We start from the raw sequence: 14,785 nt of genomic DNA on the forward strand, positions 1-14,785 counted from the left end.
CGTGCTCGGCGCGCTGCGCGAGACCGTGCGCTCGGACGGGCCCGACGCGGCCGCCCTGTACGCGCTCGTCGACGGCGTCGGCCGGCTCGGCGTCGCCTGCGCCGCGCCCGTGCTGCGCCACGTGTACCGCGAGACCTCCTCGTCCGAGCTGCGCGGCCGCACCGCCCGCGCGCTCGCCGCGACCGACCCCACGTACGCGACCGGCTTCGCCGTCGAGTGCCTGTGGGACTGCGAGGAGACGACCCGCGAGCTCGCCGCCCAGCACGCCGAGACCGGCGACGTCCGAGTGGCCGACCGATTGCGCCGCCTCGCCGCCGACCCGGCGGAGGAGGCAGAGGTCCAGACGGCGGTCCGCACGCGCCTGGGGCCTGACTTGCAGGTCTGAGGGCGGGCTTCTGCATGGGGGTGGCGCGGGGGGTGTCGGCGCTGCGGCCACGCGCCGCCCTCCGGGCCTCACCCCGGCCAGGGGGCCTGGGGCAGCGTTGCTGGGGGACTGCTGGGGCGGCTGCCGGGGTTCCGCCCGGCGTGCCCGGGGTTCGCCCTGCGGGCCCCGCGGGGCGCCGCCCCGCCTCTGAGGGCACCCCCCTCGCGCCCCCTGCGGCGGTGCCTCCCCCTGCTTCGAGGGAAACGCTCATGGGACGTTCGGCGGGGGGAAAGATCCACGTTGGCGGGAGAGCCCCGGGCCCGACGACAACACGGGTATGCGTGTCGTCATCGTCACCGAATCCTTTCCTCCCGACGTCAACGGTGTGGCGCATTGCGCCCTGCAGACCGCCCGGCATCTCGTCCGGCGCGGTCATGATCCGCTCGTGATAGCACCGGCCGCGCCCTCCGGCGCGGCCGAGACCGCGGACGCCGACGCACCGTGCCCCGTGGTGCGCGTCCCGTCCCTTCCGCTTCCCGGATACCCGCAGGTCAGGGTGGCTCTGCCGAGCCGCCGGGTGGCCGCCGCGATCGCCGCTCACCGCGCGGACGTCGTCCACCTCGCCAGCCCGTTCGTGCTCGGCGTGCGGGGCATGACGGCCGCGGCCCGGCTCGGCATCCCCGCCGTCGCCGTCTACCAGACCGACCTCGCCGGGTACGCCCGTACCTACGTCGGCGCGGGCGAGGGCGCGGCGTGGCGGCGGCTGCGCGCCGTGCACGCCGCCGCCGACCGGACCCTCGCGCCGTCCTCGGCGGCCGTCCGGGACCTGGAGGCGCACGGCGTCCCCCGGGTGCGGCTGTGGCAGCGCGGCGTCGACGCCGTACGGTTCCGGCCCGACCTGCGCGACGAGGCCCTGCGACGCGAACTCGCGCCCGGCGGGGAGGTGCTGGTGGGGTACGTGGGGCGGCTCGCGCCCGAGAAACGGGTGGAGCTGCTCGCCGGGGCGTGCGACCTGCCGGGCGTGCGGGTCGTCGTGGTCGGCGACGGGCCGAGCGAGCCGGGGCTGCGGGCCGCGCTGCCCGGAGCGGTGTTCCTGGGGCGGCGGACCGGCGACGAACTGGCCCGGATCTTCGCCTCGCTCGACGTGTTCGCGCACACCGGGCCGTACGAGACGTTCTGCCAGACCGTGCAGGAGGCGATGGCGAGCGGGGTCCCGGTCGTCGCCCCCGCTGCCGGCGGCCCCCTCGACCTCGTCGACCACCGCACCACCGGCTTCCTGGTCCCCCCGAACGACGCGCCCGCCCTCCGCCAGGCGGTCGCCACCCTGGCGGACTCCCCCGACCTGCGCGCGGTCTACGGACGCGCCGCCCGAGAGGCCGTCGGCACCCGCACCTGGGAAGCCATCGGCGACCAACTCCTGGCCCACTACACGGACATCCTGGAAGCCCGACGCACGGCGGTGGCGGCGTGAACGGGGCGCGGGGGACGGGCGCGGGGGCGGAGATCCGCCGGGGCGCGGGCGGTGCCGGCACCGGTGCCGCTGCGGAACCGATTCCGCGGCAGGCGGGCGGGGAGGGGGTGCGCGGGGGAGCGGGCGCAGGCTCGGCCTCCCCGGCGATCGACGCCCCCGCCCGGCCGGCGGGCGCGGACGCGCTTCGCGAGAGCGCGGGCTCAGATTCTGCGGCGCCGGCAAGCGCTGTCGCCGGACCCTTCGCGGGCGCAGGCCCGTCGGCCCCGGCGATCGGCGCACCCGCCCGGTCGGCTTTCCGGCCCGGCTCCGGGGCGGGGACAGCCTCACCGGCTACGCCCGCGAGTGGGCTGAGGATCGTGCGGGTCGCCAACTTCGTCACGCCCACCTCCGGCGGGCTGCGCACCGCGCTCGAGCGGCTCGGGCGGGGGTACCTCGCGGCGGGGCACGAGCCGGTGCTCGTCGTGCCGGGCACGGAGTACGACGACCGGGTCACCGAGCAGGGGCGGGTCGTCACCCTCCCCGGGGCTGTCCTGCCCGGGACCGGTGGGTACCGCGTCCTCGCCGACCGCGCCCGGGTCCGACGGCTGCTCGAAGAGCTCGCGCCGGACCGGCTCGAGGTCAACGACCGGACCACGCTTCGGTGGACGGGGGAGTGGGCGCGCCGCGCCCGCATCCCGTCAGTGATGGTCTCCCACGAGACCGCCGACGGCGTCCTGCGCACCTGGGGCGTGCCGCCCGCCGTCGCCGCGCGTGCGGCGGACCGGCTCAACCGACGCAGCGCCTGGGCGTACTCCCGGATCGTCTGCACCACGGAGTGGGCCGAGCGGGAGTTCGCCCGCATCGGCGCGCGCAACGTCATCCGCGCGCCGCTCGGCGTGGACCTGGACCGCTGCCGCCCCGGCCGACGCAACGCGGTGCTGCGCGCGCAGTGCGCGGACGGCGAGCGCGTCCTGCTGCTGCTCTGCTCGCGGTTGTCCGTGGAGAAGCGGCCCGGGACCGCGCTGGACGCCCTCGCCGAACTGCGCGCCGCGGGAGTCGGCGCGGCGCTGGTGGTGGCCGGGGACGGGCCGCTGCGGGGCGCACTGGAACGGCGGGCACGGGCACGCGGCCTGCCGGTCCGGTTCCTCGGGCACGTCGCCGACCGCGAGGCCCTCGCGGACCTGCAGGCCTCGGCGGACATCTGCCTCGCGCCCGGCCCGGCCGAGACGTTCGGGCTGTCCGCCCTGGAGGCGCTGGCCTGCGGCACCCCGGTCGTGGCGAGCGCGTCCTCGGCGCTCCCCGAGGTACTCGGCTCCGCGGGCGCATCGGCCGCCGACGACCCCGCGGCCTTCGCCGCCGCGATCCGCACCCTGCTCGCCGAACCCGAGCCCACCCGCCGCGCCCGGGCCCGAGCCCGCGCCGAACTCTTCTCCTGGCAACGCTCCACCACCGCCTTCCTCCACGCCCACGACGCCCTCACCCCCGAGGCAGCCCCCCGATGACGCCCCGCACGGAAAACCCGCCTCCCCCGAGCCCGCCGACACACCCCCCGGGGGCATCCGTCCCCGTCCGACACCCGGAGCCGGAGGCCTTGACGGACGGCGGGCTGCCGCTGCCGCGCCGCTCGGTCGGCGACGGCCCCGCCCCCCTCCGCTTCGCCGTTCTCGGGGACTCGCTCAGTGAAGGCGTCGGGGACCGGGTCGACGGGGCCTGGCGGGGCTGGGGGGCGCTGCTCGCGGCGCACCTCGGGGGGCCCGAACAGGGCGTGGAGTTTCGGAACTTCGCCGTCAGCGGGGCGCTCAGTCGGGACGTCGCCGAGGAGCAGGGGCCCGCGGCGCTCGCGTTTCGGCCGGATGTCGCGTCCGTCGTCGTCGGGGTCAACGACACGCTGCGCATGACGTTCGACATCGCGCAGCTCGCCCGCAGCCTCGACCGGGTCTGCGGCGAGCTCGCCGCCGCGGGGACCGTGCTGCTCACCGCCTGTCTGCCCGACCCCGGGCGGATGCTCGCGCTGCCGCCGCCCCTCGCCCGCCCGCTCGCCCGCCGGCAGCGGGCCGTCAACGCCGTCGTGCACGCCCTCTCCGGGCGGCACCGCACCGTCCACCTCCACCTCGCCGACCCCGTCTGGACCGACGACCGCACCCTGTGGAGCGCCGACCGGCTGCACCCGGGCGAGCGCGGGCACCGGGCCATCGCCGCCCGGTTCCACGAGCTGCTCGCCGACCGCGGCCTCGCCCACGGCGCGCCACCCGCCCGCGAACCCCAGCAGCCCCCGCCCACCCGCGCCGACACCCTGCTCTGGCTCGCCACCTCCGGCACCGGATGGGTCGTCCGCCGCTGCCACGACCTGCTGCCCCAGCTGGTGGTCCTCGCGGGGGACGAGCTGCGCCACTGGGCCCGGGGCACCGGCGCGCGGCTCGACCGCCGCGCCGAACAGGCCCTGTCCGCCGCGCTCGCGGCCGTGTCACTCGACGTCCCCCGCGCCAGAATGGGGGAATGACCGGACGCTGGGAGTTCTGGATCGACCGCGGCGGCACCTTCACCGACGTCGTGGGCCGCCGCCCCGATGGCCGCCTCGTCACCCGCAAACTGCTCTCGCACGACCCCGCACGCCGCCAGGACGCCGCCGTCACCGGCATCCGGCTGCTCCTCGGCCTCGCCCCGGACGAACCCGTACCCGCCGACCGGATCGACGTCGTCAAGATGGGCACGACCGTCGCCACCAACGCCCTCCTGGAGCGCCGCGGCGAACCCACCCTCCTCCTCGTCACCCAGGGCTTCCGCGACGCCCTCCGCATCGCCTACCAGAACCGCCCCCGCCTCTTCGACCGTCACATCGTGCTCCCCGAGGCGGTGTACGAGCGCGTCGTCGAGGTCCCCGAACGCGTCGACGCGCACGGCCGCGTCGTCCGCCCCCTCGACGAGGACGCCGTCACCGCCGCCCTGCACGCCGCCCACGACGATGGCTACCGCAGCGCCGCCGTCGTCCTCCTGCACGGGTACAAGCGCCCCGACCACGAGGCCCGCATCGCCGACCTCGCCCGCGCCGCCGGCTTCTCTCAGGTCAGCTGCTCGCACGAGGTCAGCCCGCTGATCAAACTCGTGCCACGCGGCGACACCACCGTCGTCGACGCCTACCTCTCGCCGATCCTGCGCCGCTACGTCGACGAGGTCGCCCGCGAACTCGCCGGAATCCGGCTGATGTTCATGCAGTCCAACGGCGGACTGCGGGAGGCCGCCCACTTCCGCGGCAAGGACGCCGTCCTGTCCGGCCCGGCCGGCGGCGTCGTCGGCATGGCCCGTACCTCCCAGCAGGCCGGCCACGACCGGGTCATCGGCTTCGACATGGGCGGCACCTCCACCGACGTGTCCCACTACGCGGGGGAGTTCGAGCGCGAGCTCGGCACCCAGGTCGCCGGCGTCCGGATGCGCGCACCGATGATGAACATCCACACCGTCGCCGCCGGGGGCGGGTCGGTGCTCCACTTCGACGGCCGGCGCTACCGCGTCGGCCCCGACTCCGCCGGCGCCGTCCCCGGCCCCGCCTGCTACCGCCGCGGCGGCCCGCTCACCGTCACCGACGCCAACGTCATGCTCGGCCGGGTCCAGCCCGCCCACTTTCCCGCCGTGTTCGGCCCCGACGGCGACCGGCCGCTCGACGCCGACGTCGTGCGGGAGAAGTTCACCGCCCTCGCCGAGCGCGTCGGCGGCGGCCGCACCCCCGAGGAGGTCGCCGCCGGATTCCTGGAGATCGCCGTCCTCAACATGGCCAACGCGGTCAAGAAGATCTCCGTCCAGCGCGGCCACGACGTCACCCGCTACGCACTCACCAGCTTCGGCGGCGCCGGCGGCCAGCACGCCTGCGCCGTCGCCGACGCCCTGGGCATCGACACCGTCCTCGTCCCCCCGCTCGCCGGCGTCCTGTCCGCGTACGGCATCGGCCTCGCCGACGCCACCGCCCTGCGCGAGCAGTCCGTCGAGGCCGAGCTCGACGCCGCCGCGCTCGCCCGCGTCGAGGAGCTGTGCGCCGCCCTGGCCGACCGGACCCGCTCCGAACTCCGCGCCGACGGCCTGCCGGACACCGCGATCACCACCCGCGCGCGGGTGCTCCTCCGGTACGCGGGCACCGACGCGAGCCTGCCCGTGCCGCTCGGCCCCGCCGCGGAGATGGCCGAGGAGTTCACGGCCGTGCACCGCGCCCGGTACGCCTTCACCATGGACAAGCCGCTCGTCGTCGAGGCCGTCCAGGTCGAGGCGACCGGCGTCGCCGGGCCGCACGAGCCCGTCGCCGTGGACGTCGGCGAACGCCCCGGCCCCCTCGCCCCGTACGACACCGTCACGATGCACTCCGACGGCAAACCCCGCGACACTCCGCTGCACCGGCGCGCGGACCTGCGGCCCGGCGACACCGTCACCGGCCCCGCGATCCTCGCCGAGGCCGACGCCACCACCGTCGTCGACCCCGGCTGGCAGGCCACCGCCACCGAGCAGGGGCACCTGCGGCTCACCCGCGCCACGCCCCGGCCCGCCCGGGTCGCCGTCGGCACCGACGTCGACCCCGTGCTCCTGGAGGTCTTCAACAACCTCTTCATGGCGATCGCCGAGCAGATGGGCGTCCGCCTGGAGAACACCGCCCACTCCGTCAACATCAAGGAACGCCTCGACTTCTCCTGCGCGCTCTTCGACGCCGACGGCAATCTGATCGCCAACGCGCCCCACATCCCCGTCCACCTCGGCTCCATGGGCGAGTCCATCAAGGAGGTGCTGCGCCGCCGCGCCGGCGACCTGCGCCCCGGGGACGTGTACGCGGTCAACGACCCGTACCACGGCGGCACCCACCTGCCTGACGTCACCGTCGTCACCCCCGTCTTCGGCCCGGCCGGCGACCTGCGCTTCCTCGTCGCCTCGCGCGGCCACCACGCCGAGATCGGCGGCATCACCCCCGGCTCCATGCCGGCCTTCAGCCGGACCGTGCACGAGGAGGGCGTCCTCTTCGACAACTGGCTGCTGGTCCGCGACGGCCGGCTGCGGGAGGAGGAGACCCGCGCCCTGCTCACCGGCGCGGCGTACCCCTCCCGCGACCCCGACACCAATCTCGCCGACCTGCGCGCCCAGATCGCCGCGAACGAGAAGGGCATCGAGGAACTCGGCAAGATGGTCGACCAGTTCGGGCTCGACGTCGTCCAGGCATACATGCGGCACGTCCGCGACAACGCGGAGGAGTCGGTCCGGCGGATCGTCGCCGGACTGCGCGACGGGTCCTGCCGGTACGAGACGGACGGCGGCGCGGTGATCGAGGTCGCCGTCCGCGTCGACCGCGAACGCCGTTCCGCCGTCCTCGACTTCACCGGTACCTCGGCCCAGCTGCCCGGCAACTTCAACGCCCCGAAGTCGGTCGTCATGGCGGCCGTCCTGTACGTCTTCCGGACCCTCGTCGACGACGACATCCCGCTCAACAGCGGCTGCCTGGAGCCCCTGGAGGTGCGGGTGCCGGACGGCTCGATGCTCGCCCCCGAGTACCCGGCGGCCACCGTCGCCGGGAACGTCGAGACCTCGCAGGCGGTGACCGGCGCGCTGTACGCGGCACTCGGCGTCCAGGCCGAGGGCTCGGGCACGATGAACAACCTGACCTTCGGCAACGACCGCGTCCAGTACTACGAGACGGTGGCCAGCGGCTCCGGCGCCGGCGACGGCTTCGACGGCGCGGACGCCGTCCAGACCCACATGACCAACTCCCGGCTCACCGACCCCGAGATCCTGGAGTGGCGCTACCCGGTCCGCGTCGACGCATTCGAGGTCCGGGCGGGCAGCGGCGGCCGGGGCGCCTGGCACGGCGGCGACGGCGTCGTACGCCGCATCCGCTTCCTGGAGCCGATGACCGTCGCCCTCCTGACGGGCCACCGCCGCGTCCCCCCGTACGGCATGGCGGGCGGCGCGCCGGGCACGCTGGGCGAGAACACGGTGGAACGGGCGGACGGGACGGTCGAGCGACTGGGCGGAGTCGACACGACGGAGGTGGGCCCTGACGACGTCCTGGTCCTCCGCACGCCGGGCGGCGGCGGCTACGGCGCGCCGCCAGGCGGGGGCTGCGCGGACGTCGACTCGTAACCCTTGTGGGCATAAGTCCCGCAGGGCGATGGAGGTCCCCCTACTCGAGCGAAACCGAGAGCTTGGGGGAGGGTGGGCACAACCCCCGGAGACGGCTTCGCGTACGGGGCCGCTCACCCCAAGGGCGCCCTCACCCGTACGGAACGAACCGCACCGCCGTCCCCGGCCGAGCCTGTGCCGCCGCGGCCAGGTCGCCCTCCCGCACCACGGCGATGACGGGATACCCCCCGGTTGTCGGGTGATCCGCCAGAAACACCACCGGCCGCCCGTCCGGCGGAACCTGAACCGCGCCAAGAACCATCCCCTCACTGGGGAGCTCGCCGGTCACTGCGCGTTCCAGCGGCGGGCCTTCGGTGCGCAGCCCGATCCGATTGCTCGCCGCCGAGACCTGATACGTCACCGTGGCCAGCATCCGAACCGCCGCACGGCTGAACCACCCCTCCCGCGGCCCGAGCCGCGCCCGCAGCACGAGGACCTCCGGCGGCCCCGGCCAGGGGACCGCCCCGACCGACCCCCGTACGGCCGAAGCGGCTCCGAGCGGCAGCACCGCTCCGTCCGTCAGCGGCGCCGGGCCGAGGCCGGACAGCAGATCGGCCGACCGGCTCCCGAGCACCGGCTCCACCGCGATCCCCCCGCCGAACCCCACGTACGACCGCAGCCCCCGCACCGCCGCGCCCACCTCCAAAACGGCCCCGGCCGGAACGCGCACCGCCACCCCCCACGCCGCCGGGCGGCCGTCCACGGTCACCGGGCACGGCGCGCCGCCGACCGCGACCGTCACATCGCACCGCGGCCGCACCGCGCACCCCGTGACGGTGGTCTCCAGGACCGCCGCCCCCTCCGGATTGCCGACGAGGCGATTGACCAGCCGCGCCGCCCCCGAATCCAGCGCCCCCGACCGCGGCACCCCGAGATGCGCGTGCCCGGGCCGCCCCTGGTCCTGCACCGTGGTGAGCGCCCCGGCCCGTACGACGGCGAACGCGCGGTCCGTCATCGGACCGCCGCCGTGAACCGCACGGGCGTGCCGGGGGACAGCAGTGCCGCGGGTTCCCGCGCGGTGTCCCACAGCACCGTGTCCGTGGTGCCGATCAGCTGCCAGCCGCCGGGCGAGGACCGCGGGTACACCCCGGTGTACGGCCCGGCCAGCGCGACCGAGCCCGCGGGCACGGTGGTGCGCGGCGTGGCCCGCCGCGGCACCTCGTACCGCGCGTCGAGCCCGGTCAGATACCCGAAGCCCGGCGCGAACCCGCAGAACGCGACGGTGAACGAAGCCTCCGTGTGGATCCGCACCGCCGCCTCCGGCGACACCCCCCACAGCGCGGCGACCTCCGCCAGGTCCGGCCCGTCGTAACGGACGGGCACCACGACCGGCTCGGCCGCCCGCTCCGGCAGCTCGGGCACGTCCCAGCCGGGCAGCTCGGCGGCCAGCCGGCGCGGCTCGGCAAGACCGTCGAGCAGCACCGTCCGCGCCGCGGGCACGATCTCCCGCACCCCGGGCAGCGCCCCGGCCGCCCGCCGCCGCAGCAACTCCGCGTGCAGCGCCCGTACCTGCGCCCCGTCGTCCAGCTCGACCAGCAGCGCCCGGTCACCCACCTGATGCGTCCTCACACGAATGCCTTCACACGGACTCCGGAGGCCTCAAGGCGCGCGCGGACCTGCCGGGCGAGCGCCACCGCGCCCGGGGTGTCGCCGTGCAGGCACAGCGACCGCGCCCGGACCGCCACCGCCCGCCCGCAGTGCGCGGTGACCACGCCGAACCGGGCCATGGACACCGACCGTTCGACGACCTCGGTCGGATCGGTGACGACGGCGCCCTCCTGCCCGCGCGGCACGAGGGCGCCGTCCGCCGTGTAGGCCCGGTCGCCGAACGCCTCGGCGACCACAGGGAGTCCGGCCTTCTCCGCCACCGCGTGCAGTCGCGAGCCGGGCAGCCCGAGCAGCGGCAGCCGCTCGCCGCTGAGCAGCACCCCGTCGACGACCGCCGCCGCCTGCTCCTCGTCGCGCACCACCCGGTTGTAGAGCGCGCCATGCGGCTTGACGTACGAGACCCGGGAACCGGCCGCTCGCGCGAACACCTCAAGGGCGCCGATCTGGTACGCGATCTCGGCGGCCAGCTCCTCGGCCGGTACGTCCATCGCGCGGCGGCCGAAGCCGGCCAGGTCGCGGTACGAGACCTGGGCGCCGATCCGCACCCCGCGGTCCGCCGCCAGCTCGCAGACCCGGCGCATGGTGACCGCGTCCCCGGCGTGGAAGCCGCAGGCCACGTTGGCGCTGGTGACGACCGACAGCAGCTGCTCGTCGTCGGTGAGCCGCCAGCGGCCGAAACCCTCGCCGAGGTCGGCGTTGAGATCGATCGAGGCCCAGGTCATGGTGGTGTCTCTCCTGTCGTGCGGGTGGTGCGTGTGGTTCAGGTACCGCGGGTGGTGCGGGTCGTGCCGAGAGAACGACGCCTCATACGAGTTCGCGCCCCCGCGTCTCCGGCAGCCCCAGCAGCGCCAGTACGGCGATGCCGTAGCCGACCGCGCCGAAGACCAGCGCGCCGCCCACGCCCCAGCTGTCGGCGAGGAAGCCGACGAGGGTGGGGAACAGCGCGCCGACCGCGCGGCCGGTGTTGTACGTGAAGCCCTGCCCGGTGCCGCGCAGCGCCGTCGGGTACAGCTCGGCCAGGAAGGAGCCGAAGCCGCTGAAGATGGCGGACATGCAGAAGCCGAGCGGGAATCCGAGGACGAGCAGCAGACCGTTCGCCCCGTCGGGGATGTTCGTGTAGGCGAGGATGCAGAACGCGGACAGGACGGCGAAGAGCGCGATGTTCTTCTTCCGGCCCAGCCGGTCCGTCAGGACGCCGCCGGTGAGGTACCCGATGAACGCGCCCGAGATGAGGAACGCGAGGTAGCCGCCGGTCCCGACGACCGTGAGCCCGCGTTCGGACTTGAGGTACGTGGGGACCCAGGTGGCGAGCGTGTAGTAGCCGCCCTGCACGCCTGTCGACAGCAGCGTCGCGAAGAGGGTGACCCGCAGCAGACCGGGCTTGAACACGCCGGTGAACGAGCCCCGTTCGGGCGCCGCGTTCCGCGCCGCCGCGGCCTGCGGTGCATCCTCCACGTTCCGCCGCACCCAGATGACGAGCAGGGCCGGCAGCGCGCCCGTCCAGAAGAGGATCCGCCAGGCGGTGTCCGGCGCCGCGAACTGGAAGACCAGGGTGTAGACGACGACCGCGAGCGCCCACCCGGCCGCCCAGGCGCTCTGGACGCCGCCGAGGGTACGGCCCCGATGCCGGGCGGAGGCGTACTCGGCGACCAGGATCGCGCCGACAGCCCACTCGCCGCCGAAGCCGAGGCCTTGGAGGGCGCGGAACACCAGCAGGGTCTCGTAGTTCGGCGCGAAGCCGCACAGGACGGTGAAGAGCGCGTACGTGCCGACGGTGATCATCAGCGCCCGGACGCGCCCGATGCGGTCGGCCAGGATGCCGGCGAGCACGCCGCCGACCGCCGAGACGACGAGGGTGACGGTGGTCAGCAGCCCGGTCTGGCCCTTGTCGAGGCCGAAGTACGCGGCGATGGCGACCATGCCGAGCGGCAGCGTGAAGAAGTCGTAGGAGTCCAGGGCGTACCCGCCGAACGCGCCGCCGAAGGCGCGCCGGCCGCGTGGGCCGAGCGCGCGCAGCCAGCCGAACGGGCCTGATTCCCCGGGCAGTTGCTCCCGGGAGGTCGAGTGGGTGGTCCGGGTCGAGCTCATGTGCACCTCGCAGAGGGGGAGGAGCGTGCTTGAGGGGACGTGCCGGGGGACCGCGCGGTGTCGTCACCGTAGAGGATTGTTCAACGATCCGACAAGAGGTGTGTTGTCCCGTCCTCGTTTCTGCGGTTGACTCGGCGGCGGACGACGCCAGAGGGCGGAGAGGCGGGCACAGTGGGCGGAATCGACGGACGGGGCGGTGAACGGGCGGACGCGCGGGCCGACGACCGGGCCGACGAGCTGGCCGGCGACCGGGCGCTGCTCGGGCGTACGAGCACGGCCGAGCGGGTCGCCGACATCCTGCGCACCCGGATCGCCGAGGGCTTCTTCCCACCCGGCGCGCGGCTCTCCGAGGAGAGCATCGGCGGCGCGCTCGGGGTGTCCCGCAACACCCTGCGCGAGGCGTTCCGGCTGCTCACGCACGAGCGGCTGCTCGTCCATCAGCTGAACCGGGGCGTGTTCGTCCGGGTCCTCGCCGTGGACGACGTCGCCGACATCTACCGCACCCGGCGGCTCGTCGAGTGCGCCGTCGTGCACGGCCTCGGCAGGCCGCCGTACGCGCTCGACGGGCTCGCCGACGCGGTCGCGGAGGGCGAGAAGGCGGCCAGGTCCAGGGACTGGACCGGCGTCTCCACCGCCAACATCCACTTCCATCGCGAACTCGTCGCCCTGGCCGGCAGCGCCCGCACGGACGAGCTGATGCGCGGAGTGCTCGCCGAACTCAGGCTCGCCTTCCACGTCGTGGCCGACCCGCGCGGACTCCACGAGCCCTATCTCGTACGAAACCGGGAGATTCTGGACGCGCTCGCGGCGGGGGAGCGGGCGACGGCGGAACGGCTGCTCGCGCGCTACCTGGACGACTCCCGGGACGGCATGGTCGAGGTCTACGCCCGCTCGGTGGAGGGTCCCGGACCGGACGGGGCGTGACACCGGTCACGTCCAGGGCGTCGCGGGCCCGTTGGCACGGCCGGTCGTATCTGCGCCGTTTCGACCGTTGTCACTGCGAGGACCTAATCTGTCCACCGTGACATCGCCTGCCTCGACGGACTTCGTTCCGCCCCAGCTCAGCGCGGGGCCGCGACCCGCTCAGGGCCCGGCCGCCGACGAAGGGCTGGCGCGGCGGCTGCGCGCGCTCGCGTGCACCGCGCCGCTGCACGACCTCGACGCGCGCAAGGCGAATCTCGCCGGTGAGTACTCGGTGTACGCGATGGCGGAGGTCGCGCTCTCCGCGATCGACCTCGTCACGCTCAACATGGACTTCGACACGGGCGCCGACCACGAGCAGATCGTCGCCCGGCTGCTGCCGCGCGTCGCCGCGCAGGCCCCGGAGCGGCCCGCCGCCGAGCACGAGCGGGTGGCCCGCTGGGTCCTGGAGAACCTGATCAACGTCGGCAGCGTCGACCGCGGCTTCCGCGCCGTGTACGGCACGTTCGGCACCGACGGGGTGTACGTCCGGCGGGACTACGACTTCAAGCTCATCGAGGAGGTCCCCGGCTACGGGGGCGGGGTGTACCTGCGCACGACGGACGAGGCGGTCAACGTCCTCGTCGGCGCGCTCGACACGGACGTCACCAGCGCGCAGATCGCCGCCGAGGTCAAGCTGGAGGTCCTGATCAACCGGGGCCGGCTCGCCGACGCCCAGCTCGCGGCCGAGCAGGCGCGCTACCGGACGGTGCAGTACGCCGAGACGCTCCGCAGGACGCTGGAGGCGACCCGGCGGAACGTGCGCGCGGTCGACTGGCTCAACGCGGTGCCGGACATGATCGCCGAGGCGCTGGACCACGTGGCCGACCGCTACCGCCACGAGAACGCGATCCTGACGAACATCCGCAAGGCGCGCGACGAGGCGGAGGCCACGTCCGACGCGAAGACGGCCGAGCACAAGCGGCGCGCGGCCGAGCTCGTCGACATCGTCAAGGACTGCATCCGCCGGCACACCCAGCTGCAGTCCCGGCTCCTCGAGGCCGGGCCGCTGTTCCGCGCGGAGCAGGACCGGCAGGCGTTCGCGACGCCCACGGCGTACACCGGCATCGACCTGTACGGCCAGCTGGTCGCGCCGATCCTGCCGCTCCCGGTCGAGCAGGCGACGCGCGTCACCGACGCGTTCTTCGCCCGCGGCACGGGGCTGCGCACACCCGTGTCGGTACGGGTCGCGGACCTGGTGGACATGCTGCTCACCCCGCCCGTGGAGCGGGAGCACCTGGGTGCGGAGATGCCCGAGCCGGACCTGATCGCCACGCCTGACGACAGCCGCTTCAGCGAGGAGCAGCTGGCGAGCGCGATGGAGCTGCTCGACCTGGAGCACGACGCCCCGCGCCGCCTCTCCGGCCTCCTCGCCGACGCCCGCCGCCGCGACCCCGAGCTCCCGTACCTGGTCGCCCTCCTCGCCGTCCACGCGGCGAGCCCCCCGGTCGGCACCGCCTACCGCCAGGGCGAGGAACGCCTCCTCTTCGCCGTCGACGACGGCGCCCAGCTCGACGACCCCGAATTCGGCGGCGCCGACCTGATAGTCGGCACGGCCCTCCTCGACGCGGCCGGCATGGCGGCGGACCGCGCGGAGTCGACGTGACGGCGCCGGAGGCGCAGGACTGCGACCTGGGCGAGGTCCCGCAGCCGCGAGGCGCGACCGACGCGGAGCACCGGGAGGCGCTCACCGCCGAGGCGGAGCCCACGGGCCCGGGCGAGAGCGCCGGAGCTTCGGTGCCTGCGTCTGCCGCCGATGCCGTCGACGTGCGGGTCTCCGAGGAGGGAGCCGGTGAGGACGCGGCCGACGGCCTGGACGGCAGCGCCGTCGGTTCGGCGCCTGCCGCCGACGTACCCACCCCCGAGGCAGGGGCCGGCGATGGCGGGGTGAAGCGGGGGGCTCGGATCGTGCGGGTCGACGTCGGGGAGCCCGTGGCGCCCGTCGCGCGGCCGTATGTGCGCGGCGTGCGGCTGGTCGAGGCCTCGCCCGTCGAGATCGCGCCGCCCGACCTGCCCGCCGTGCAGCCCGTCGTGCTGCCCCTGAAGCGTTCCGCCAGTCCGTCCGTACCCGCCGAGGAGTCCCAGCCGTGAGCGACCACCACGCCGAGCACGCCGCCGCGTGGAGCGAGCCCGAGGCCGCGCCCGCGCCGACCGGCGGCGCCGTCACG

General features: G+C 75.2%; 11 protein-coding genes and 1 pseudogene. 8 read left to right on the forward strand and 4 right to left on the reverse strand.

The window, feature by feature from the left end:
• From VIU94_RS39285 to VIU94_RS39305, 5 genes and pseudogenes are all read left to right on the forward strand, one after another.
• Positions 1–385, forward strand: a pseudogene (locus VIU94_RS39285) (HEAT repeat domain-containing protein); the annotation flags it as partial.
• A 316-nt stretch (positions 386–701) separates the two neighbouring features.
• A complete protein-coding gene (locus VIU94_RS39290) occupies positions 702–1,835 on the forward strand; it encodes a glycosyltransferase family 4 protein (protein WP_331919518.1) in 1,134 nt (377 codons plus the stop codon).
• A gap of 356 nt (positions 1,836–2,191) precedes the next feature.
• Positions 2,192–3,316, forward strand: coding sequence for a glycosyltransferase (locus VIU94_RS39295; RefSeq protein WP_524540664.1), 1,125 nt, complete (start codon positions 2,192–2,194; stop codon positions 3,314–3,316).
• An 89-nt stretch (positions 3,317–3,405) separates the two neighbouring features.
• Positions 3,406–4,314 carry an SGNH/GDSL hydrolase family protein gene (locus tag VIU94_RS39300; RefSeq protein ID WP_331919520.1) on the forward strand — a complete coding sequence of 303 codons (909 nt, stop codon included), beginning with the start codon at positions 3,406–3,408 and terminating at the stop codon, positions 4,312–4,314.
• Positions 4,311–7,922 carry a hydantoinase B/oxoprolinase family protein gene (locus tag VIU94_RS39305; RefSeq protein ID WP_331919522.1) on the forward strand — a complete coding sequence of 1,204 codons (3,612 nt, stop codon included), beginning with the start codon at positions 4,311–4,313 and terminating at the stop codon, positions 7,920–7,922. The genes VIU94_RS39300 and VIU94_RS39305 overlap by 4 nt, the downstream gene beginning before the upstream one ends.
• A gap of 130 nt (positions 7,923–8,052) precedes the next feature.
• On the opposite strand, the gene VIU94_RS39310 is transcribed toward VIU94_RS39305, so the two are convergent.
• From VIU94_RS39310 to VIU94_RS39325, 4 genes are all read right to left on the reverse strand, one after another.
• Positions 8,053–8,916 (reverse strand): 5-oxoprolinase subunit C family protein, encoded by an 864-nt coding sequence (locus tag VIU94_RS39310; protein ID WP_331919524.1) that lies wholly within the window; start codon positions 8,914–8,916, stop codon positions 8,053–8,055.
• Positions 8,913–9,530 (reverse strand): 5-oxoprolinase subunit PxpB, encoded by a 618-nt coding sequence (gene pxpB / locus VIU94_RS39315; RefSeq protein WP_331919526.1) that lies wholly within the window; start codon positions 9,528–9,530, stop codon positions 8,913–8,915. The genes VIU94_RS39310 and pxpB overlap by 4 nt, the downstream gene beginning before the upstream one ends.
• Positions 9,527–10,291: a LamB/YcsF family protein gene (locus VIU94_RS39320; RefSeq protein WP_331919528.1), complete on the reverse strand. Its 765-nt coding sequence runs from the start codon at positions 10,289–10,291 to the stop codon at positions 9,527–9,529. The genes pxpB and VIU94_RS39320 overlap by 4 nt, the downstream gene beginning before the upstream one ends.
• A gap of 82 nt (positions 10,292–10,373) precedes the next feature.
• A complete protein-coding gene (locus VIU94_RS39325) occupies positions 10,374–11,657 on the reverse strand; it encodes an MFS transporter (protein WP_331919530.1) in 1,284 nt (427 codons plus the stop codon).
• A 180-nt stretch (positions 11,658–11,837) separates the two neighbouring features.
• Here VIU94_RS39325 and VIU94_RS39330 point away from each other — a divergent pair, with 180 nt between their 5' ends.
• The 3 genes from VIU94_RS39330 to VIU94_RS39340 all read left to right on the forward strand — a co-directional run bounded on the left by VIU94_RS39330 (position 11,838) and on the right by VIU94_RS39340 (position 14,708).
• Entirely contained in the window at positions 11,838–12,581 is a 744-nt protein-coding gene (locus VIU94_RS39330; RefSeq protein WP_414721084.1) for a GntR family transcriptional regulator, read from the forward strand.
• 97 nt (positions 12,582–12,678) lie between these two features.
• On the forward strand, positions 12,679–14,223 hold the full coding sequence (locus VIU94_RS39335; protein ID WP_331919532.1) for a hypothetical protein: 1,545 nt from the start codon (positions 12,679–12,681) through the stop codon (positions 14,221–14,223).
• Entirely contained in the window at positions 14,220–14,708 is a 489-nt protein-coding gene (locus VIU94_RS39340; protein ID WP_331919534.1) for a hypothetical protein, read from the forward strand. The genes VIU94_RS39335 and VIU94_RS39340 overlap by 4 nt, the downstream gene beginning before the upstream one ends.
• Positions 14,709–14,785 lie beyond the last annotated feature (77 nt).

This window comes from Streptomyces sp. (genome assembly GCF_036566765.1).
GTDB lineage: Bacteria > Actinomycetota > Actinomycetes > Streptomycetales > Streptomycetaceae > Streptomyces.